The sequence below is a fragment of the Streptomyces sp. NBC_01092 genome, assembly GCF_045039535.1.
GTDB lineage: Bacteria > Actinomycetota > Actinomycetes > Streptomycetales > Streptomycetaceae > Streptomyces.
Map to the genome: position 1 here is coordinate 8469420 of NZ_CP108659.1, position 21456 is coordinate 8490875.

A 21456-nucleotide genomic window follows, 5' to 3' on the forward strand; every position below is an offset into this window, starting at 1 on the left:
CCTGCGCCGGAGCCGGTGTGAACTAGAGCCCGAACAGGCTCGGGTCCGACGACAGCTCCTTGAAGATCTCGTCGGGGCGGGCGACCAGCTTGCGCTCCTCCAGGTCCAGGACTCCGCCGACCGCGGTGATCTCGGCCGCGACCGTGCCGTCGGTCCTGCGGATGATCTGCTCGACCCGGAACGTCTTGCCGCCGCCCCACTCGAAGGCGCACGTCACCTCGACCTCGTCGCCCGCGAGCAGCTCCCGCTTGAAGCGGATGGTCGTCTCCAGGGACACCGGTCCCACGCCCTTGGAGGCGAGCCCCTTCTGGCTGATCCCGGCCGCCTGCAACAGCGCCCAGCGGGCGTGTTCCGCGTAGTTCAGGTACACCGCCTGGTTGAGGTGTCCCTGCACATCCGTCTCGTACCCACGGACGGTCACCGGAACGGAGAACAGCTCGGTCACGACTTCCCCTTCACGTGCCACGCTTCTTGTCGGTCCGATCCTGACATGTGCCCTCTACATCCGTCGCGGAGAAGCCAGCAAATACCGCACTCTTGTGCGGGACTCGGTGTGCTCGCCCACCTGCCAGCCCGCCTCTTCCAGTGTGGTCGCGCAGGCCCGCAGCCGCGCGCCGTCGGCCTCGTGCACGGCGACCGCCTCCGGCTGGGGGGTCGCCCGCACCCGGTACCCCTCCTCGGAGTCCGGCCCGGCCGGAGGAAGCCCGGCCGCCTCCAGCGCGAGCGCGGCGGCCTGCACCAGATGCGTACGCTCCCAGCCGCACGGCCGGTCCACGGCGCCGTCCGGGTTGGTCATCCGGCGCAGCTCCAGCAGCCCCTCCCAGGCCCCGCGCACCTCACGCAGCCGGGCCGGGCCCGACGCCGGGGCGCGTTCCTCACCGCCGATCCGCGCGGCGAACACACCGCGCGCCTCGGTGGCCTCGGCCTCTTCGGGCACCGCAGGCTCGGACTCCCGTATCCGATGCCCCGCCGGGGTCAGAAAGTGATCGTGCGGCGGGCGCGGGTGCCGGAAGGCGAGCCCCCGCTTCACCAGTGCCGCGAGCTGTGCCTCCGTACCCCTGAGCCGTCCGGTGTCGGGATCGGCCGCGTCGATGACACGCCGCTGGGCGGCGGTCGGTGGTCTGGTCACGGCGTGCTCCTCCCCGGGCGTTCGGATGCCGGCCCGGCCTCATGGCACGGCACCGGCTCCATCTGCTGGGAAGGCTACGACCCGGGTCTGACATTCCACCCCGAGATCACCGGCCGCCCGTGCTCCGTGCCCAGCCGGCACAGCGTCCCCGTGGCCAGTTGGAACAGCGCCCCGTCCGCGGGCGGCAGCCCGAGCCGCCGGGCGGTGAGCACCCGCAGGAAGTGCCCGTGGGCCACCAGCACCACGCACCCCTCGGTGTTGGCGAACGCCGCGTCCACCTTGGCCAGCATTCGGTCGGCGCGCTCCCCGACCTGCTCCGGGCTCTCCCCGGGATGGTCGGGCGGCCCCGGCGCGACACCGTCCCGGAACAGGAACCAGTCGGGCCGTTCGTGCTGGATCTCGACGGTCGTGATGCCCTCGTAGCCGCCGTAGTCCCACTCCCGCAGATCGGTGTCGACCTGCGTGTCGTGCAGCCCGATCAGCTCGGCCGTCTCCCGTGCCCGCTGCGCCGGGCTGACGAACGACGCCCCGATCCGGTGCGAGCGGATCATCGGCACGAGCCGTCGCGCCTCCTCCCGCCCGTGTTCGGTGAGCGGTACGTCGGTCCAGCCGGTGTGCCGCCCGGAGCGGGACCACTCGGTCTGGCCGTGCCGGACGAGGAAGAGATCACTCATGGTCACAGGCTAAGAGCCCAGCGCTCCAACTCGGCGAAGTCGTGCTCGCGCAGCCCCCTGCGCGCGTCGACCGGGAGCAGCAGGGCGGCGCCGCCGTGGTGGGCCGCGACGTGCCGTACGTCGAGGCCGGTGATCATGTCGTCGACCCAGACGAAGGGCCGCCCCGCCGCCCACGCCACCACGTGCCGGGTCTTCCAGTACAGCCCGTCGGGGTCCGTGGCGAACAGTTCGGGCCACTCGATGACCGGCAGGTCGCCGGGCAGCCCGATCACCGGCGCGATCATCTCGTTGGCCTGGTGCTGCCAGGTGGTCGCCCACGCCAGTTCGTACGGCAGCGCCAGCAGCCGCGCCCCGTGCCCCGGATGCAGCCGCACCCTGAGGCCGCGGCGCAGCCGCCGGGATCCCGGCGGCTGCCGGGCCGACCAGTTGGCGGGGTGCAGCCGGCGGGTCACATAGCCGCGATGGCGCAGGAACGGGGCGCGGAAGGGGTTGAGGGGGCCGTCCACGTCGAGGAGCAGGAGGGGGCGGGTGCTCATGGACGGTTCCTACCCACCCGGAGGGTCAGGTCTGCCGATATCCGCTCAGGAACCGCCCGATCCGCCCGATCGCCGCCTCCAGGTCCTCCGCGTACGGCAGGGTCAGAATGCGGAAGTGGTCGGGGGTCGGCCAGTTGAAGCCGGTGCCCTGGACGACCTGGATCTTCTCCCGGAGCAGCAGGTCCAGGACGAACTTCTCGTCGTCGTGGATCTTGTGCACCTTGGGGTCGATGCGCGGGAAGGCGTACAGCGCGCCCTTCGGCTTCACGCACGACACGCCGGGGATCTCGTTGAGCTTCTCCCAGGCCACGTCGCGCTGTTCGTGCAGCCGGCCACCCGGCGTGGTCAGCTCCCGGATCGACTGGCGGCCGCCGAGGGCCGCCTGGATGGCGTACTGGGCGGGCGCGTTGGCGCACAGGCGCATGGACGCCAGCATCGTCAGGCCCTCCAGGTAGTTCTTCGCGTGCTGCTTCGGGCCGGTGACGACGAGCCAGCCGGAGCGGAAGCCCGCTACCCGGTACGTCTTCGACAGGCCGCAGAAGGTCAGGACGACCAGGTCGGGGGCGAGGGTCGCGACCGAGTGGTGCACGGCGTCGTCGTAGAGGATCTGGTCGTAGATCTCGTCGGCGAAGACCATCAGGCCGTGGCGGCGGGCGAGGTCGAGGATGCCCTCCAGGATCTCCTTGGGGTAGACCGCGCCGGTGGGGTTGTTCGGGTTGATGATGACCACGGCGCGCGTGCGGTCCGTGATCTTCGACGCCATGTCGTCCAGGTCCGGGTACCAGTCGGACTGCTCGTCGCACAGGTAGTGCACGGCCTTGCCGCCGGCGAGGGTCGTCACGGCCGTCCAGAGCGGAAAGTCAGGGGCGGGGATGAGGATCTCGTCGCCGTCCTCCAGGAGTGCCTGTACGGCCATGGAGACCAGCTCGGACACGCCGTTGCCGAGGAAGACGTCGTCGACGCCGACCTCCAGACCGAGCGTCTGGTAGCGCTGGGCCACGGCCCGGCGGGCGGAGAGGATGCCGCGCGAGTCGGTGTAGCCGTGCGCCTGGGGCAGCATCCGGATCATGTCCTGGAGGATCTCCTCCGGCGCCTCGAATCCGAAGAGCGCGGGGTTGCCGGTGTTCAGCCGCAGGACGCTGTGGCCCGCCTCCTCCAGCGCGTTCGCGTGCTCGATCACCGGGCCGCGGATCTCGTAACAGACCTCGCTCAGCTTGCTCGACTGCCGGAACTCCATGCGCGCTCGCCCCTCCGGTTTCGTGTGTTGCTTGGTTTTACCAAGTTCGAGCTTGGAAAGTCCAACAACATGTCTAGACTGCGTCGCATGTCACCACGCCGAAGCTACGACCAGTACTGTTCCGCCGCCCGCGCGCTCGACGTCGTCGGCGACCGCTGGACCCTGCTGATCGTCCGGGAGCTGCTGGCCGGCCCGCGGCGCTACACCGATCTGCACGCCGATCTGCCGGGCGTCAGCACGGACGTACTCGCCTCGCGGCTGAAGGACATGGAGCGGGACGGGATCAGCACGCGACGCAAGCTGCCGCCGCCCGGTGCGGCGTACGTCTACGAACTCACCCCGCGCGGGCGGGAGTTGCTGCCCGTGCTCCAGGCGCTGGGGCAGTGGGGGCAGGCCGAGCTCGGCGAGCGGCGGCCCACCGACGCCGTGCGCGCGCACTGGTTCGCGCTGCCGCTGCTGCGAGCCCTGCGGGCAGGCGGGGCGGGGGAGGGCCTGGTCGAAGTCCGGCTGGAGGAGGGGGACTTCCATCTGTACGTCGGCGCCGAGGACGGGCCGGTCTACGGCGACGGGCCCGCACCCGGGGAGCCAGACGCGCGGCTGGTCCTGGACTCTGGGACGTGCCAGGCGGTCGCGCGGGGGGAGCTGAGCGTGGCGGACGCCGTACGGGGCGGGCGGGTCGAGGTGAGCGGGGACGGGACGTTGGCCAAGGCCCTGCGCGAGGGATGAGCCCGGCCAAAAGGGCCCACCGTCGAGTACGGCAGGCCCTTTTGGCGACGGATCAGGCGCCCGGCGGCACCCGCGACGGCCGTCCCGGTCCACGGGTCAGCGCGTAACCGCCGATCCCCGCGAGCGCGGCCAGCGCGCCGCCGATCGCCGTCCACACCCAGCGGTCGGACCACCAGCCGGAGGCCCAGCCGTCCTCGGGCTCGATGTCGGACAGTACCGCCGAGGCCGACGAACTCTCCTCGTCCGCCTGCGACTTCAGGGCCGCGCCCGGCACGAGGGGCTGCGCCAGCGCCCCGTCCACCGCGGCCGAACCGCCGATGTCCTTGGAGTCGACCCGGACCTCGGCGCCGACCGGCAGACCGAGGTCGGAGGTGGGCACGTCCACGGCCGTCAGACGGATGTAGTACGTACCCGGCAGCGGGTCATCGGCCCACTGCTCCGACCAGGCGCGAACGGTACGCAGGACGCAGGTCAGCTCCACCGAGGAGGTGCCCGCGGCGGCGGTGCGCGTCTGCGCCCCGTACTGGCAGGCCTGGCGGCGGCGCAGACCGTCGTACACGTCGATCTGCCAGGTCTCGGCGGCGTGCGTGTCCGGCAGCTTCACCGTGGCCTTCACGGTGGGACGCAGGCCGGCGTCCGCGGGGAACGACCAGTACAGGTAGTCGCCGGTGGAGGCGCTCGCGGTGGCCGTCTGGCCCTGCTCGACCTCGGTCGCCGTACGGAAGGAGGTGCCCGCCACGGACGGCGCGCCGCCCTCGTCCTGGGATGCGCTCGGGGACGGCGAGGTGTCGGCGGCGGCCGGGGTGACCGCCAGTCCCAGCATGAGCAGGGAAGCGCTCAACACACGTGTGATCCGCATCAGTTGGTCCTCCAGACCGCGACGCGCCAGCGCGACAGCCAGCCCCAGACGAGACCGGCGAGGAAGCCGGTGAGGATCAGCGCGCCGAGCAGCCACCAGCCGCGCCCGAGGCCGAAGGCGGCCACGTCGCTCGACTGCGACGGCCCGTCCACGACGTCGATCGTCAGCTCCAGCGGCAGTCCGGGCGTGGTCTGCACGCCGGAGCCCGCCGAGAAGGACTGGGTGACCTGGAGGCACACGGTCTCGGCGGGCGCGGTGTCCTCCTCGTCGCCGTCCGCCTCCGCCTTCGGGTAGCGCAGACCGGTGGACATGACGTCCGTACGGCCGTTGCCCGCCGCCTCGCCGCGCACGATCTCCCGGCCGCGCTCGGTCACCGCCCGCAGGAGCACCCCGTACGAGGGGTTCACCGCACGGTCGGCCGACACGCTCACGGACGCGCGCAGCTCCTGGCCGGGCTCGACGTCCACGCGATACCAGCGCTGCTGCCCGAACTCCTCGCGATCCGTGTACAGGCCGGACTTCAGCGCGGGCGCCTTCGCGCACTGGTCCGCGCCCGTCGTCGCGACCGGCGTCACCACCGGATCGGCCGCCCGGTCCACCAACTGGTTGACCTTGTCGGTGAGTTCCTCGGTGTGCTCGACGGAGGTGAAGGTGCCGCCGGTCGCCTCGGCGATACAGCTCAGCTGCTGGCGCATCTTGGTGTTCGGGACCAGGCCGAGCGTGTCGATCGTCAGGCCGATGCCCTTGGCGGCGATCTCCCGCGCCACCTCGCACGGGTCGAGCGGCGCGCAGGTGTCCTCGCCGTCGCTGATCAGCACGATCCGCTTGGAGCCCTCACCGCCGTCGAGGTCGTCGGCCGCCTTCAGCAGCGCCGGACCGATCGGCGTCCAGCCGGTGGGCGCCAGGGTCGCCACCGCCGTCTTCGCCTCGGTGCGGTCCAACGGGCCGACCGGGTAGAGCTGCGCGGTGTCCTTGCAGCCCGTCTTGCGGTCGTCGCCCGGGTAGTTGGCGCCCAGCGTGCGGATGCCGAGCTGGACCTCCTCGGGCGTCGCGTCGAGCACCTCGTTGAACGCCTGCTTCGCCGCCGCCATCCGCGACTGGCCGTCGATGTCCCGCGCTCGCATCGAGCCGCTCACGTCGAGGACGAGATCGACCTTGGGCGCCATCGCGCTGGTCTCATCGGCTACCGCCCCGGCCGGGAACGCCATCCCGGCCGCGAGCGCGGCGAGCAGGGCGCAGGCCCCGGTCGCCAGCCGTGTTCTTGTGATCATCGGCGGATCTTATTGATCAGAGGTGTCCTGCTTCAAACGAGGTCGGAACGAGGGTCAGAACACCTCGGTGACCAGCGGGTTCGGCAGTTCGGCCCACTGATCCCCCGGCGTCGCCGGCGACAGCCGCATCAGCGTCAGCGCCTTCGTGGGCAGCGCCTCCTCGCGCAGCGCCGCCAGATCCACGGTGTCCGGCAGCTCCCGTACGACCGCCTCCAGCGCCCCGCGCAGCGCCGTACCCGAGCCCGCCGTACCCGCGAGGGCCCCCGCCACCAGGGACCCGAACAGCTTGCGGCGCAGGGCCGTCACCTCGTCCGTGACGATCCGGCCCGTCAGTTCCGGCATCGGGATGCGGTGGCGGGCCAGCCGTGCGGGGCTGATCCGGATGTCGGCGAGGTCGCGGTAGACCAGCCGCACCGGGGAACCGTCCGCCGACAGCACCACGAGCAGGTTCTGCCCGTGCGCCTCCAGAGCGACCCCCAGCTCCAGCAACCGCAGCCCCACGGTGAGCGCGAGCCGCGTGAACTCGGCCAGCCACGCCGGGGATCCGGGCAGCCCGGTCGTCGCCAGCGCGGCCACCGGCACGACGTGCTCGCCGGGCCCGGCGTACACCTGCGGCGACTCGCGCACCACCGCCGCCAGATCGGGGGAGTCGGCCGTGGCCGCCCCCAGGGTGCGCGTGACGTGCAGCAGCCCGTCCATGCGGGACGCCAGCATGTGCGCGAACGCCGACAGCGTGGCCGACAGACCGATGGAGTACACCGAGATGTCCCGCACCGAGGACGTCAGCCTGGCGCTCAACGCGGTCTTGACGTGCGGTCCTTCGGGGAGGGCGAGCGTGCGCAGGGACATCAGCGGATGCGCGGCGATCCCCTCGCCGTAGGGATCGCGGGGGCGCTTGAGCACATGCTCGGCCTGCCACGGATGCACCGGGATCAGCAGCCGCCCCCCGTCCCGCATGCCCTGCGGCCACTCGCCGGTCACCAGGCACTCCCGCGCCCGCACCGGCACCAGCCCCAGCGTCACCACCGGCCGGTGCTCGGGCCCGTACGCCAGCTGCTCGGCGACCGAGAACCCGGGCCGGGAACGGCAGTTGGGATGGAACGGATGCCCGTCGACGACCCGCTGCTCCCACTTCCAGTCGAGCGACGGCCACTCCTTGGAGTGAGCACCCTGCCCGGCCCGCGACAACGCCAACGAGGCGACGCTGTGGCCGAGTTCGGCGGCGAAGGACGTACCGTGCGGCACACCGAGGTCGGTCAGCAGCCGGGCCGGATCGTCGTACGAGGTCTCGTCGAGTCGTACGGCGGTGACGTACGCGGCGGTGGCGTAGGGGTCGGCCTGCGGGCCGTGCAGCCGGCGCCCGTCCGAAAGGCGCAGGGTGAGGCCCTCCCCGGCGCGCTCACGGCCGGCCACCCAGGGCAGCGGCTCGTAGACCAGCGCGCGCCACAGCCGGCTCAGTACGGCCGCGCGGGCTCCGGGGAGTTCGGCCGCGTGGCGCGAGACGAGTCCGGGGCGCACCTCGGCCAGTTCGGCGGCGACCTCGGACTCTGCGCTGGGGGGACGGTGCACGGGCGGTCTCCTCGGGTACGAGTAGGGCGTCGGGACAGGCACCGACGACAGACATACTGATCGTCTCCCCGCCGAGACGGACCGTAGAGACGGACCGTAGAGAACGAGTGGATCGCGTGCATCTCAACCCTCCGCCCGCCGCCGACGTCGCGGAACGCGCCGACGCCCTCTCGGTCGCGCCCCTGCTCAACTGTCTGCTGCGCGAGGTGGCCGAACCGCAGCCCGGGTCCGGCGAGCGGCGGGTGTACCGGCTGCCCGGATCGGGGCGTCTGCTACGGGTCCTCGGCGAGCGGCGGCCCGCGGAACCCGAGGTGTACGCGGCCGGCGGCTGGCAGCGCGTCGGGCACGCCGAACTCGTCAAACTCGTCGCCGACGAGCTGCGCCGCCACACCGGTCTGTCCAACCACGAGCTGCCCGCCGAGATGATCGACAGCCGCGACGCGCTGGCCGCGCTCCTCACGGCACGCGCGCATGCCACGGCGCCGGACGACCTCTACCTGCGCTCCGAGCAGTCCCTCCTCACCGGCCACCCCTACCACCCGGCCCCCAAGGCACGCGGCGGCGGCCCGGTCGCCGGCTGGCTGCCGTACGCCCCCGAGGCGCACGCCCGCTTCCCGCTGACCCTGCTCGGCGTGCGCGAGGACACCGTCGTCGAGGAGGGCGACACCCGCGCCCTGGACGCCCTCGGCGAGGCCCCGCCCGGATACCGGCTGCTGCCCGCGCACCCCTGGCAGCTCGACCTGGTCGGCCCGGAGCTCGCGGACGCCTTCGCGGACGGCAGGCTGGTGCGGCTGGGCACGACCGGCTTCGACGCCTGGCCGACGGCCGCGATCCGCACGCTGTACGCCCCCGAGGGCGATCTGTTCCTCAAGTTCAGCCTGGACGTGCGCATCACCAACGACATCCGTCGGCTGTGGCGCCACGACCTGCTGGGGCTGCGCCGCACGGACACGGCGACGGCCGCCGCCTTCGCCGCGCTCGACGGGCCCGCCGCCTGGCTCGGCGACCGCGGATACCGCACCGCCGACTTCGCCTTCGAGGAACTGGCGGTCCTGGTCCGCGACGGGCTGCGCGGCAGCGTCCTGCCGGGCGCGACGCCGCTGCTCGCCGCGGGGCTCGTCGAGGGCTTCGAAGGCAGCCCGCTCCCGGGTGCCCAGGACCCGGCGGTCTGGTGGGAGGCGTATCTGGCCCAGGTCGTCCCACCCGCACTCGCGGCCTTCGCCGACCACGGAGTCGTACTCGAAGCGCACCTGCAGAACACGCTGGTCGCCGTCGACAGCGACGGCATCCCGGCGCAGGCCCTGTTCCGGGACGCCGAGGGCGTGAGGCTGCTGCCGGACGTGTCGCGGGCGGCGGGCTGGGAGCGGCTGGTGTACTGCCTGGTCGTCAACAACCTCGTCGAGATCGCCGGGGCCCTTGCCGCACGGCACCCGACGCTGGACCCCTGGCCCGCCGTACGCCACGAGCTCGCCCGCCACGACCTCCCCGAGATCCCGGCGCTACTCTCGGCCCCCACCCTCCCGGGCAAGACCAACCTGCTGCTGCGCTGGACGGGCGCGGGCGGCGCCGACGCCCGCTATCTGCCCCTCCCGAACCCGCTGGCCGGCAGCCAGGGGGCAGGCCGGCTGTGAGGTGCGGCGCCTTTCAGCCGACGCGACGCCGGGACGATCCGAACGACAGGGCCTAGGAGCGGCTCCCCGCCTCGGCCTCGTCTGCGGTCCAGGTCTGCCAGGCGGTCTGCCGGCCGCCCGGTCCGGTGGTGCGGGTGCTCGGGCCCGCCCAGGCGATGTAGCCGTCGGGGCGGACGAGGAGTGCGGGGCCGTCGTCGACGCGGCGGACCTGTACGAGCGGGGTGCAAAGACGGGAGTGTGGTGTTCCCGGACGAGGACGAACTCGGGGTGCTCGCGCTGGATGTCGGTCAGATGCCCCTCGGCGAGGGGGACTTCGGTGGCGCGAGTGCCGGCGAGGCGGTGCTGGTCGCGGGTGCGCGGGTAGCGCAGGGTGACGCCGGAGAAGCTGCCCGCGATGGCGTCGCGGACCGGGCCGATCCGCAGCACGGCGGGTGCCAGGAGATCGCGCAGCGCGCGGGCCGGGGGCGGGCCGAGGGTGACGGCCCGCATCATGGCGCCGCTCTGGCGCAGCACGCGGCGTCCGATGGGGTGCCGCTCCTGGTGGTACGTGTCGAGGAGTGCCGGATCGACACCCGGGCGGCACCTCGGTCGACGACGTGCCGGGCAATGTCACCGGGATTCGAACCGGCACGGCATCCGTCTCGTAGTGCGAGATGTGCCGCGATCCAGCCGAAAGCGCTTGTCGGGGCACTGCGTTCGCGGGAACAATAAACCGGCCGGTACGTACGAGGAACGGGACCTGCATGACTGTGCCAACCAGCGGCGACGCCCACGTCGAGCTGCTGCTCGGGGCGTACGTGCTCGGCGCGCTCACCGCCGAGGAGGACCGGCAGGTCACCGCCCACCTCGACGTCTGCGAGCGCTGCCGGACGGTCTTCCTGGAGCTGTCCGACACCCCCGCCTTGCTCTCCCTCGCCACCGCGGCCGATCTGGCCGAAGGGCTCGAAGGGCTCGAAGGCGCCCTCCGTCACGACGAGTCGGGCGGTCCCGCGCGCGGTTGACGCGCCGGACCCGTGAACCGATTCCGCGTAACTCCCGTAGGCCCCGGATGCGACGGCATGGATGTCCGTCGCTGTCCCAGCTGGCTACGGAGGGAACCAACATGCCGGGTCCTGGCGGAATCAACGTCGAACCGGAAGAGATCCAGGCGGCGGCGGCGTGGCTGTCGAACCAGCGTGAGCAGATGCAGCAGGCGCTCACCGATGCCAACACGAAGATGAACGAAGTCGTCGAGGCGGCCTACGCGACGCCCGGATCCCGGGAGAAGTTCGCGCCCTACTGGGAGGACTTCAAGAACGGACTCGACAAGGGGATCGGCGACCTGGAGCAGGTCAGCGAGTTCCTCAAGCAGGTCGCCCAGGCGTTCGTCGACACCGACCAGCAGACGAGCTCCGGGATCGGCTGACACTTCCGCCGGCCGGGTTGCGGAACGCCGATGTCCGGAACCCGGCCTCTCCCCTAGGCCCTGTGGAGAACAGGCATGGCAGACAGCATCCACATTCCGGTGGAAGAGCTCAAGGACACCATCACCAGGCTCGCCGAGATCCGTGCGCGTATCGAGGAGAAGACCGGCCTCGAACGCGCCGGTACCGAGGAGGACGTCGGCGACGGGGAGCTCATCAGCGCGGTCAGCAGCTTCGACGGCGCCTGGAAGTCGGGCCACGAGACGGTCCAGGACAACGTCGACACCTACAAGGAAGCCACCCAGGGCATCGTCGACAACTTCGAGAAGACCGACACGGACATAACCGCCGACCTGTAGGCCCGGGTACCCACGGAGGGACACACCCCGCATGACAGATACGGCCGTCAAGGCGTCGCCCGCCGCGGCGCCCCGGCACTTCACCGTCCGCTACCCCGACTCCTGGTGGAAGCTCGACCTGGATCCGAGCACGCGGGACGCCGCCATCCGACGTGCCGTCGCGGAACAGGTCAAGGGCATGCAGGTGGATCGCGCCCGGCTCGACGCGGCCGTACGCGACGCCCGGTCGCGCGCACGCGCGGCCCATGCGCGCGGTGCGCTCCAGATCGCGGGGATGATCGCCTTCACCGACCGCGACGAGTCGCTGACCGCGAACGTGGTCGTGATGCGCGTCAGCCCGCCCGAGGGGCACTCGTCCGATCTCGCGGAGCTGCTCCTCCCGGTCGCCCTGGAGAACGCCAAGAACCCACTGGGACGCGGGACTTCGGCGAACACGGCGGAGCTCATCGAGGTGCCCGGACTCGGCACCGTCGGGCGCGTCACCCAGATCGAGGACATCGACTACTACGGCCGCGGCACGGTCCGCACCGCGCTGATGCACACGGCGGTCCCCGTGCCGCACAGCCGGGACCTGCTGGTCATCACCTGTGCCACCCCCAACCTGAGCCTGGTCGACGCGTTCTTCGACGTGTTCGACGCCGTCAGCGGAACGCTGCGTTTCCAGCCCTGACCATGCCGGCCCCGACCATGCACGACCGACAGAGAGGGAGGGCGGTGCGATGCCTCGGCCCCCGGTGATCGAGTGGGAGGTCCTCGATCTCAGCGAGGATCCGACCCCGGGCGACCCCGATGTACTGCGCGAACTCGTGCGCCAGTACCAGAGGGTGTCCGACGACGCGGAGTCCGCGTTCTCCGTCATCTCGCGGATCGAGAGCCAGGATCTCGGCAAGGGACAGTCGATGCAGAAGCTCAAGGAGGTGCTCGACGACCTCCCCGATCAGGTGGCGGTGCTGCGGGACTCCTACGAGGCGGCGGCGTCGGCCATCTCGACGTACGTTCCCCAGCTCGAAGACCATCAGGAGCGGGCGGACCGGGCGCTCAGGGACGGCAGAGAGGCCAAGACCGCCCTGGAGGCCGCGCAGGCCACGGCGAACACCGCCGAGGCCGCCCTCGACACGGCGAAGGGTGCCGAGAAACCGGACGACACGGCGGTTCAGAACGCCACCTCGGATGTGAGCGACGCCAACGCGGCCGTGTCGACGGCCCAGGCGGATCTGGACGCGGCCAAGCGACTGGCCCTGGACGCACGGGAGTTGAGAGAGACCGACGCCAAGGTCGCTGCCACCGCGATGGGTTCGGCCGGGGACCAGGCCGTCGAGGGCAAGAACTTCTGGGACAAGCTCTGGGACCAGATCGGCTCGGCGTTCGGGATCATCAGCGCCTTCCTGGGCGTGATCTCGTTCATCATCGGCTTCATTCCCGGGCTGCAACCTTTGGCGCTTGTCCTGGGCGCCGCCAGCTTCGTCTTCGGGCTCGTACCGCTCGGCATCAACATCGCCAGAGGCGTGAAGACCGGCGACTGGGATGTCGTCGGCATCGTCCTCGGCGTGGTGGGCGGCGCCTTCGGCGGGTTCTCCGTCATCAAGGGCGTCGCCGGCGCGCTCAAGGGTGTCGGGGGCGGTGCCAGGGGCGGCGGCAGTGGCAGTTCCGCGTCGAGCACGGCGGACGACATCGAGCTGCAGAACCTGCCTCCGAGGCCGAACAATCCGACGCCGTACAACCAGCCGCCCAGGCCCGGGAGTTCGGGCAGCAGCGGGTCGTCGTCGGCGGACGACCTGGACTCGATGCCGCCCAGGCCGAACAACCCGACGCCGTACGACCAGCCGCCGAGCCCCAGCGGTTCGGGCAGCAGCAGCGGTTCGGGCGGCAGCGGGGCGACGCCGCCGCCGTCCACGGGGCGGCCGCTCAGCCCCATCCCGGAGGAGTCACCGCCGCCAAGCCCCACGCCGAGCGGCAGCAGCGGCGGCAGCGGCGGCAGCGGTGGAAGTGGCGGCAGCGGGGGAAGCGGTGGAAGTTCGCTGCCGCCCAGGCCCACGAACCCGACGCCGTACGACCAGCCTCCGGTCCTGCCCAGCAACCCGTTCACCATCGGGCAGTACTTCCAGAACATGGGCAACGGCATCCGCAGCGACATCCCCGGCGCCATCGGCGCGGGCACCGCGTTCGGCGGCGCCATCTACGCGCCGATCGCCACCGACGGGAAAGCGCCCGGAGCCGTGGCGCACGGCTATCCGCTGGTCGGCAACACCGACGTCAAGGCCGACGGCAGCACCTGAGACGGTCCTGCGAACGCGGGACAGCCGGCACCTGACTCCCCTGCAGGTGCCACACCCAGAGGGCTCCCCACCGTCACCGCCCGGTGGGGAGCCCTCGCTGCTGTGCGGTCGGCTCACTCGTCGGCGGCCACCACGGTGTGCGGCACCTGCACCGTCCGGATCAGTCCGTCTCCCAGATGCAACATGCCGCGTCCGGCCTTGCCGCCGCCGAGCCGACTGCGCTGCACCTTGATGCCGATCAGATCGCCGTCCGCGACCGTCTGCGGGCTCAGCAGAAGGCCCTGCCGGTTGCGGCGGGCGTCCGAGGGCCAACCCGAGAACCCGGACGACAGCCGGTCCACCTGGCCCGCGATGACCAGGGCGTGCCCGGTCTCCGCGCCCGAGCGGGCGATGCGGTTGAGGACGGCCTCCGCGTTGACCTTCAGGATCAGATCGGCGTCGTCCAGGATGACGACCGCGCCGTCCGGAGCCTGCGCCAACACCTCCTCCAGCGCCGTGTGTTCGATGTCGGGCTCGGCGAACACGGCGAGCACTCCGGGCCGCCCGGCGAGATCCCGCAGCGGCGAGCGCCGCGGCGCGCCGGCCACGACCGGCGTACCGGCGTCGAGCAGCGACTGCGCCATCGTGAGCAGCACGGTGCTGCGCCCGGAGCGCTGTGGTCCGCCCACGACGAAGGTCGGCGTCAGCCCCAAGTCGACTCCGATTCCGGTGAGTTCGTCACCGCCGATCCCGACCAGTGCCCACCGCGGCCCCGGCCGCTCGGCGGGCAGATACGCGGCCGTCTCGTCGTAGGAGATCCGGTCGGGCAGCACATCGACCCTGAACGGCCCTGCGGCGGCAGGTACTTGGGCATCCCGCTCCCGGCACCGCGTCCCGATCTCCAGGAGTGCCCCGGCCTGCCCCTGGCCGCTCTCGTCGGGCCCGAGCAGCGCGAACTGCACCTCGGCCTTGTCCGTCGCCCGCATCGCCCGGCCCGCGGGAATGTCCTCCGGTACGTTGCGGGACTGGATGCCGATCATGGCGTAGTCGGTCTTCTCGTTGAGCCGCAGCACCAGCTTGTCCTCGGTGGTGGAGGCGAGCCGCGTGGAGAACAGGGCACGGTCCCCGGCGATCACCAGGTGCACCCCGACGCCGGCCCCGTCCCGCATCAACGCGAGCATGCCGCCGAGCAGATTCCCCGCGTCGTACTCGCCGAGGGTCTTCTCGAACACCTCCCAGCGATCGAGCAGCACCAGCACATGTGCGGGCCGCTCGCCCGCGGGCAGGGACCTGCGCAGCTCGGGCAGATCGGCCGCACCCCGGGATGCCAGGAGCTCCTGGCGCCGGGTCACTTCCTGGGTGAGCCGGGTGACGAGGCGGGCGACCCGCTCCGGCTGGGTGCGCTGGACCACGGCCCCGCAGTGCGGCAGCGACTCCAGGGGCAGCAGCGCGCCGTTGCCGCAGTCGATGCCGTACAGGTGCACGTCGGCCGAGGAGTGCTTGCGGGCGACGGAGCCCGCGATGGTCCGCAGCGCCGTGGAGCGGCCCGCCCGGGGCGAGCCGATGATGTGCAGATGCCCGAGCGTCGCGAAGTCCAGGGCGAGCGGGCGCTGCGCCTGGTCGGCGGGCAGGTCGATCATGGCGTACGGCGTCGGCGCGAGGTCGTAGGTGCTCAGGCCGACGTGGGTGATGTCGTCGAGTTGGAGGCTCGTGGACAGCGGGGCGAGCCAGGGGCTGTGCTGGGGTGCGATGTTGAGGTCCTGGTTGGCGCCGCGGATGGCGTGGACCAGGTCGTGCAGATCGGTGACGGCGTCGTCCTGGGCGCTCTGCGCGGGCCGGGGCCGCTCCGGCAGCGGGGTGCCGAGCTGGTCCCAGCCGAGCGGTACGACCCACGGGGTGGGCACCGAGCCGGCGACGGCCCCCGGTCGCCGCCCGCCGACGCGTCCCGCCTGGAACGGGACCAGCGAGGTCTGCCCGAGGCGGACGTAGGCCCGTCCCGGAGCGTTCTTCGAGATGGCCGACGCCTCGGGGGAGGTGATGACGTCCTGGCTCTCGCTGGCGTCGGTGACGCGCAGCGCGATGCGCAGGTTGGTGTTGGCGCGGATCTCGGGGGAGATCACGCCGCCGGGCCGCTGGGTGGCCAGGATCAGATGGATGCCGAGGGAGCGTCCGCGCTGGGCGATGTTGACCAGGCCCTTGACGAAGTCGGGCAGTTCCCGGGCCATCGAGGCGAACTCGTCGATGACGATGAGGAGCCGGGGCATCGGGTCGCGGCCCGCGTCGGGCTCACGGCGCAGCAGGTCGATGTAGTCCTCGATGTCCTTGGCCCCGGCGGCGGCCAGGATGTGCTCGCGGCGCTTGAGCTCGGCGGACAGCGACACCAGTGCGCGCTCCACGAGGTGGGCGTCGAGGTCGGTGACCATGCCGACGGTGTGCGGCAGGTCGACACAGTCCTTGAAGGCGGAGCCGCCCTTGTAGTCGACGAGGACGAACGTCATGGCGTCCGGCCGGTTGGCCACGGCCAGCGAGGCCACGACGGTCTGCAGGAGTTCCGACTTGCCGGAGCCGGTGGTGCCGGCGACCAGTCCGTGCGGGCCGTCGCGGCGCAGGTCCAGGGCGAGCGGACCGTCGAGGGAGACGCCGACGACGGCCGAAGTGGTGCGGCCGCCGGCCTTCCAGCGGGCGGCGACGGCGTCGGGGGTGGGCGGGTCGAGGAGGAGGACGTCGAGCAGCCGCGCCGAGTTCGGCAGGACGGCGCCTTCGTCCTCCGCGCCGCCGGAGTCGCGCAGCGGGCCGAGGGCGCGGGCCGCCGAGCGGCACCAGTCGGAGGACACGAGGTCCGCCCTTACGCCGTGCAGGGTGCCGGAGCGGGAGAGACCGACGCGCAGCGTTCCCCCCGGCTCCTCGACGACGACGGCCTGGCACTCCTCGGGCAGCAGCCGCTCCTCGGTGTCGACGCACACCGCGTGCACGCCGACGGCGGGCCCGTCGCGCAGGATCTGGACGACGCCGGGAAGGGAACGCAGCCGGCGGGCGCCGTCCAGGACCACCAGGATGTCGGGCTGCCGCAGCGTCTTGTGCTCGCGGACGGCGGCCGCGCGCTGCGCGATGATGCCGGTCAGTTCGGCGACGCGGCGCGCCGAACTCTCGGTGTCCGTACCGATGGTGGCGAGGATGTCGCCGGAGGTCTGCCGGACGTGCGGCAGCCAGCGGATCCAGGTCCACTCGCGTTCGCCGCTCTGACCGGTGCTGAGCACGTACAGGTGCAGGTCCTTGGGGCTGTGCAGGACGGCCGCCTGGGCGACCACCCAGCGGGTGACCGACCGTACGGCGTCGCCGGGTCCCGCGATGCCGAGGACCTTGTGCTCGCGCAGCGGGACCGTGACGGGGACGTCGTAGGCGGTCCGGGAGTCCCGGCGGCGGTGCTCGTCCTTGGTGGGGTCCTCCAGGACGACCGCGGAGGGCTGGTCGGCGGTGCCGACGCGCAGTTCGAGGAAGTCGGTGTCGCTCTGCCGCCGCTCCCACAGCCTGCGGCGGGGGCCGACGGCGGTCAGCAGGACGGCGGCGGGGTCGGGGAAGCCGCGTCTGCGGGCGGTGCGTTCGACGACCAATGCCTTGTCCGCGTCCGCGGAGATCCGCTCCTTCTTCTCCTCGTACTTCTGCTTGGCCTCGGCGTAGGTCTCCTTGCCGGAGCGCCGGCTCATGATGTAGTTGCCGACGACCGCGACGGGGGACAGCAGCCCGAAGAGCAGCAGGGTGATCCGGTCGAAGATGATCACGCCGGCGACCGCCATCACGAGCGGCAGCAGTGCGGCGAAGTACGGCAGCGGGCGCCGGGCGGGCGGGACGGGCGGCGACGGCAGCCGGAAGTTGGTCTGCGCCTCGGGCGGCAGCAGGCGCGGGGGCCGGTTGTAGTCGAGGCCGGTGCCGTCCTCGGAGGGCTGCACGGCGGCGTCCGGGGGTTCGGGCGCGACGAGCTCCAACAGGCAGTCGGCCAGGCGAAGTTGGCCACCCTTGGGCCACTCCGTTTCGCCGTCCACGTCCTCCCGGTCCATGCGCATGCCGTGCTCCTCGGCCAGCGGCAGCACAGCGGTACGGCCGCCGGGTCCGACGCGCAGTGCGGCGTACGTCCGCTCGATGCCACCGCGCGCGACCTGCGGGACGTCGGCCGAGGACAGGCCGATGCGGTAGTCGCCCATGTCGAGGCGGTGCACGGCGCCGGAGCCGGGCCCACCGACCACTCGTATCTCCACCAGCCCCGTGGGCTCGCCCTGTGCGGCGGCGACGGGCCGGCCGAGGCCCACGACGGCGGCGTCCCGCAGCGGCGCCTGACGCAGCGGCAGGTCCTGGGGCAACTGGGCGCCGTCGACGTAGAGGCCCGAGCCGTCCAGGGGCAGGGGGGCACCCACGGTCTCGGCGAGCGCTTGCGCGACGGCACCGACCGGTGTGTCGGGGTCGGCGTCGAGGTGGACGTCGAAACGGTCACCCCGCTCGGCGACCACGGTGAGAATCAACGGCACGGAGTCCTCCTGGCTCGGCACGACGACGGGGAGAGCAGGCCAGGGCCGGGTCCGGTCGATCATGTCGGCGTCGCGGACAGACCCTGGGCGAGCGCTCAACGGGCCTACGGGAGCGCGCCGAAACCGGTTCACGACAGCCGCGCGCGATTTCGCCGCCCCCCGGTGAACCATCCGGAGGCGAGGCCCGTAGTGCCCGCTGTCCCGGCACCGCTCTGTGACCTGACGAGGTGGTCGCATGTCCCTTACCGCAGTACTCGCCGTCGTGATCGGCGTGGCCCTGGTCGGCGCCATCGCCGTACTCGTCGTCACCGAGATCCGGCCCCGCCCGGCCCCACGCCGCGCGCCCTCCGCGGATGTGACGGGCCGTGAGGCGCTCGACACCATCGACCTGGGCCTGCGCCGGCTGGCCGCGGACTGCGAACGCGTCGCCCGGCCGATGCCCGACGTGTACGCCCTGGCCTACTCCGGGGACCGGCTAGCGCTGCGCCTGGCCGGGGCCGACCGGGCGGCGCCGGGCGGGTGGACGGCCGACGAGGACGGCGGGGAGTGGCACTTGAGCTCCGACGTGATCACCACGTACCCGCCGCACGAGCCGCCCGCGCCGTCCCAGCCGTACGCCCTGGCGGTGACGCTGGGGCTGCACGACGGGGAGCGGATCCTGGTGGACCTGTCGCGGGCCGGGACGGCCGTCGCGGTGACCGGGGACCCGGGCGGAGTACGGGAGTTGGTGCGGGCCATGCTGTCCGAGCTGATCACCGGGCCGGTCGGGCGGCACGCCAATGTGACCCTGGTGGGCTCGGTGGCCACGGCCGGGATGACGGCCGGGCTCGGCCTGCAGTCGGCTCGGCTGCGGACGGCGGCCACGCTGGAGGAGGCCTTGGGCGACGCCGAGTACACCTCCGTCCACCCGGTGGTGACCGCGGACGACGATCCGCAGGTGACCCAGGTGTTCCGGCTGATCGAGGGCGATCGGCCGGTCGGGGTGCAGGGGCGGGCGCCGCGGCTGTTCGTGATGGACGTGGCCCAGTACCTGGACGAGCAGGCCGGAGTCAGGTCGCTGTATCCGTCGGACGCGCTGCTCGTGCTGGGTGACGCCGCCGACTTCGGCGTACGGTTCACCGTCGACATCGACGGTTCCGTCGACACCGGACCGCTGGGGCTGCGGGTGACCGCGCACGCGGGGCGGCTCGACTGAGGGGGGCGGGCCTAGGGCCTGTCCGGCGGATCAGGCCGGCTGCACGGAACGGCATCTCATCAACGCAGGTGAGCGGGGCATGGTGCGTCCAGCTGCAAGGCGGAGGAGGGAGTCGACGCGGAGCGTCGGCGAGTGACGACAACGCGGCTGGGGGTACCCCCTCTGGGGGAGGGCGTGCCATGCCCCGCGACGCCGGCATGATCCGCCGGACAGGCCCTAGGGGCGGCGGAGACGGCGGACGGGCCGTCACCCCGCTCGGGCCGGGCGGTCAGCCCTCGGCGGCGGTCGTCAGACCGCGTTCACGCAGCCCTTCCCGCAGGGCCCGAATCGCATAGTACGTACGGGACTTGACCGTTCCGGGCGGAACTCCCAGCAGCCGCGCCGTCTCGCTGACGCTGCGGCCCATGTAGTGGACGTGCAGCAGTACCTCCCGGTGCATCGGGGACAGCTCCCGCAGCGCCTCGATCACCACCTGCCGGGTCAGCGACTGGTCGACCCGGTCGGAGACCGGCAGGCTCCACGGGCTCGGCTCGCCCTCCTCGGGCGGCCGGGCCTGGCGTACGCGGTAGCCGTCGATGACGAGGTTGCGGATCACCGCGAAGAGCCAGGGGCGTAACGCCTCGGCGGTGGGGTCGAGTTCGTTCGCGTGCTGCCACGCGCGGATCGTCGCCTCCTGCCAGATGTCCTCGGCGCGATGCCAGTCGCCGCCGGTCAGCCGGGCGGCGAAACGCAGCATGACCGACCCGTGCCGGTCGTGGAGCGCCTTGAGGAACTCGTCGGTCGGTTCCGGGGCACGGGGCGGGCATGCGCCCCGATCTTGGGGCGGCATTAGATCGAGCAAGGCGCTCCCCTCCGTTGTGTGCCTTGATATGCCGTTGTGGTCGCGGCGGCGACGGACACATGCGCGCTGCGGTGCCGTCGTACGGCTCCCTGGGCCTGTCCTTGTGCGTGTTCGCGAGCGTGGGTACGCGTGGAATGCGGACGTCCGGTGCCATGCACCCGGTCGAGCGGCGCCCGGTATCGCACCGGCGGGCTCCCGTGCCACAGGGATCCTCTGCGGCACTCCCTGTGCCTTTTGTAGCGCCAGGTCGACCGGCCGAACGAGCCCGGCGCTGTATGCAATTGGCCCGAGTTCGCCCGACCGCGCGGACTCCGCCTCACCAGGTCAGGCGCCGTCGCGGGCAGCGAACGGCGCGGACGGGCGCCCGAAACGCCGCGCCCGCATGCCCGTTCACTGCCCGACTCGATGACATTCACATTGCGGTCACTGTGGTTCCTCGGCCGCCAGGGAGGCGACCTCGGCCGGGGCGAGGGCCCGTTGGAAGACGTGCACATCGGCGATCGCGCCGGCCCAGAAGTCGGCCTCCTTGCCGAACGACTTGCCCCGGCCGATGATCAGGTTGCCGTCCGTCCGCTGCTCGTTCAGGGCCACGGCGGAGCCGGCCGGCTTTCCGTCCACGTAGATCCGCAGCGTGCGGTCGGCCTGCGAGTAGGTGCCCGCCAGGTGGTACCAGCGGCCCAGCTCGGCGGGGCCGGCATCGGCCGCCACGGCACGGGCGTTGAAGAAGCTGAAGGCGAAGCGGTCGTCCTCGCCGGAGTACTGCAGATAGAAGGTGCTGGCCTCAGCGCTGTCCTGGGAGACGGCTGTACGGAAGCCCTTGTCGTCGAGACGGACCCGCGCGGCCACCGAGTAGTCCTTGGTGGCGGTGTCGAGGATCGGGGCGCCGGCGTCCAGGAACCCCGTCCGGCCGTCGAACAGCAGCGCCCGCCCGTCCGGCGCCGTGATCCAGCTGACGCCGCCTTGGAACTGTGCGGGGTGTGAACCGGCCCGGTCCTCGGCGGTCTTCCCGCCTTCGTCGTCGGTGGGCCACCAGCCCTTGCCCTTGCCCTGGTCCTTGTCCTTGGCGTCGTTCGTCTTCCCGTCGCCCTGCGGCGTGGCGGCCGCCGCCGGCTTGGCGTCGCCCCCACTGTCGAGGTTGATCAGCACCAAGGTCAGAGCGCCGGCCAGGGCGACGATCAGGGTGACAAGTGACCACCTTCGTACGTGTGTTGACTCCCGCCTCATAAACCCGTTACGGGTGTTCGGCCCGCC

20 protein-coding genes and 1 pseudogene are annotated in these 21456 nt (G+C 72.2%); 9 read left to right on the top strand and 12 right to left on the bottom strand.

Annotation, left to right across the window (positions count from 1 at the left end; translation table 11 throughout):
- Positions 1-22: 22 nt before the first annotated feature.
- The 5 genes from OG254_RS38240 to OG254_RS38260 all read right to left on the bottom strand — a co-directional run bounded on the left by OG254_RS38240 (position 23) and on the right by OG254_RS38260 (position 3576).
- The gene (locus OG254_RS38240) at positions 23-445 is read right to left on the bottom strand and encodes an acyl-CoA thioesterase (protein WP_405591302.1); all 423 of its coding nucleotides are present in this window, start codon (positions 443-445) and stop codon (positions 23-25) included.
- Between the two features lie 54 nt (positions 446-499).
- Positions 500-1129 carry a hypothetical protein gene (locus tag OG254_RS38245; protein WP_405591304.1) on the bottom strand — a complete coding sequence of 210 codons (630 nt, stop codon included), beginning with the start codon at positions 1127-1129 and terminating at the stop codon, positions 500-502.
- Between the two features lie 74 nt (positions 1130-1203).
- Entirely contained in the window at positions 1204-1803 is a 600-nt protein-coding gene (locus tag OG254_RS38250; RefSeq protein ID WP_405591307.1) for a histidine phosphatase family protein, read from the bottom strand.
- 2 nt (positions 1804-1805) lie between these two features.
- A complete protein-coding gene (locus OG254_RS38255) occupies positions 1806-2339 on the bottom strand; it encodes a hypothetical protein (protein WP_405591309.1) in 534 nt (177 codons plus the stop codon).
- A gap of 25 nt (positions 2340-2364) precedes the next feature.
- Positions 2365-3576: a pyridoxal phosphate-dependent aminotransferase gene (locus OG254_RS38260; protein ID WP_405591312.1), complete on the bottom strand. Its 1212-nt coding sequence runs from the start codon at positions 3574-3576 to the stop codon at positions 2365-2367.
- An 87-nt stretch (positions 3577-3663) separates the two neighbouring features.
- Between OG254_RS38260 and OG254_RS38265 the strand changes: the two genes are divergently transcribed.
- Positions 3664-4302, top strand: coding sequence for a winged helix-turn-helix transcriptional regulator (locus OG254_RS38265; RefSeq protein ID WP_405591315.1), 639 nt, complete (start codon positions 3664-3666; stop codon positions 4300-4302).
- A 52-nt stretch (positions 4303-4354) separates the two neighbouring features.
- On the opposite strand, the gene OG254_RS38270 is transcribed toward OG254_RS38265, so the two are convergent.
- From OG254_RS38270 to OG254_RS38280, 3 genes are read right to left on the bottom strand one after another with little or no spacing between them, the layout of a single operon-like run.
- Positions 4355-5161: a hypothetical protein gene (locus tag OG254_RS38270; RefSeq protein WP_405591318.1), complete on the bottom strand. Its 807-nt coding sequence runs from the start codon at positions 5159-5161 to the stop codon at positions 4355-4357.
- Entirely contained in the window at positions 5161-6432 is a 1272-nt protein-coding gene (locus OG254_RS38275) for a VWA domain-containing protein (RefSeq protein ID WP_405591321.1), read from the bottom strand. Before OG254_RS38275 ends, OG254_RS38270 begins: the two co-directional genes overlap by 1 nt.
- Positions 6433-6486: 54 nt before the next feature.
- On the bottom strand, positions 6487-8001 hold the full coding sequence (locus OG254_RS38280) for an IucA/IucC family protein (protein ID WP_405591324.1): 1515 nt from the start codon (positions 7999-8001) through the stop codon (positions 6487-6489).
- Between the two features lie 107 nt (positions 8002-8108).
- On the opposite strand from OG254_RS38280, the gene OG254_RS38285 reads away from it, so the two are divergent.
- Positions 8109-9632 (top strand): IucA/IucC family protein, encoded by a 1524-nt coding sequence (locus OG254_RS38285; RefSeq protein WP_405591327.1) that lies wholly within the window; start codon positions 8109-8111, stop codon positions 9630-9632.
- 52 nt (positions 9633-9684) lie between these two features.
- On the opposite strand, the pseudogene OG254_RS38290 reads toward OG254_RS38285, so the two are convergent.
- Positions 9685-9825, bottom strand: a pseudogene (locus tag OG254_RS38290) (hypothetical protein); the annotation flags it as partial.
- 44 nt (positions 9826-9869) lie between these two features.
- On the opposite strand from OG254_RS38290, the gene OG254_RS38295 reads away from it, so the two are divergent.
- The 6 genes from OG254_RS38295 (at position 9870) to OG254_RS38320 (ending at position 13670) form a co-directional block, all read left to right on the top strand.
- On the top strand, positions 9870-10343 hold the full coding sequence (locus OG254_RS38295) for a hypothetical protein (RefSeq protein WP_405595675.1): 474 nt from the start codon (positions 9870-9872) through the stop codon (positions 10341-10343).
- Positions 10344-10375: 32 nt separating this feature from the next.
- Positions 10376-10633, top strand: a complete 258-nt coding sequence (locus OG254_RS38300; protein ID WP_405591330.1) for an anti-sigma factor family protein — start codon at positions 10376-10378, stop codon at positions 10631-10633.
- A gap of 101 nt (positions 10634-10734) precedes the next feature.
- Positions 10735-11037, top strand: coding sequence for a WXG100 family type VII secretion target (locus tag OG254_RS38305; protein ID WP_405591332.1), 303 nt, complete (start codon positions 10735-10737; stop codon positions 11035-11037).
- A 75-nt stretch (positions 11038-11112) separates the two neighbouring features.
- Positions 11113-11394 (top strand): hypothetical protein, encoded by a 282-nt coding sequence (locus OG254_RS38310; RefSeq protein ID WP_405591334.1) that lies wholly within the window; start codon positions 11113-11115, stop codon positions 11392-11394.
- Positions 11395-11425: 31 nt separating this feature from the next.
- Positions 11426-12064, top strand: a complete 639-nt coding sequence (locus OG254_RS38315; RefSeq protein WP_405591337.1) for a hypothetical protein — start codon at positions 11426-11428, stop codon at positions 12062-12064.
- A 49-nt stretch (positions 12065-12113) separates the two neighbouring features.
- Positions 12114-13670 (top strand): putative T7SS-secreted protein, encoded by a 1557-nt coding sequence (locus OG254_RS38320; RefSeq protein WP_405591339.1) that lies wholly within the window; start codon positions 12114-12116, stop codon positions 13668-13670.
- 113 nt (positions 13671-13783) lie between these two features.
- Here OG254_RS38320 and OG254_RS38325 read toward each other — a convergent pair whose 3' ends face one another.
- On the bottom strand, positions 13784-18169 hold the full coding sequence (locus OG254_RS38325; protein WP_405591342.1) for an FtsK/SpoIIIE domain-containing protein: 4386 nt from the start codon (positions 18167-18169) through the stop codon (positions 13784-13786).
- Positions 18170-18404: 235 nt separating this feature from the next.
- Here OG254_RS38325 and OG254_RS38330 point away from each other — a divergent pair, with 235 nt between their 5' ends.
- A complete protein-coding gene (locus tag OG254_RS38330) occupies positions 18405-19364 on the top strand; it encodes a hypothetical protein (protein WP_405591345.1) in 960 nt (319 codons plus the stop codon).
- A 268-nt stretch (positions 19365-19632) separates the two neighbouring features.
- Here the strand turns inward: OG254_RS38330 and OG254_RS38335 are convergent, their stop codons facing one another.
- Both OG254_RS38335 and OG254_RS38340 read right to left on the bottom strand, forming a co-directional pair.
- Complete coding sequence (locus OG254_RS38335) at positions 19633-20100, bottom strand: sigma-70 family RNA polymerase sigma factor (RefSeq protein WP_405591348.1); 468 nt, start codon at positions 20098-20100, stop codon at positions 19633-19635.
- A gap of 528 nt (positions 20101-20628) precedes the next feature.
- Positions 20629-21351, bottom strand: a complete 723-nt coding sequence (locus OG254_RS38340) for a LamG domain-containing protein (protein WP_405595434.1) — start codon at positions 21349-21351, stop codon at positions 20629-20631.
- Between the last annotated feature and the right edge of the window lie 105 nt (positions 21352-21456).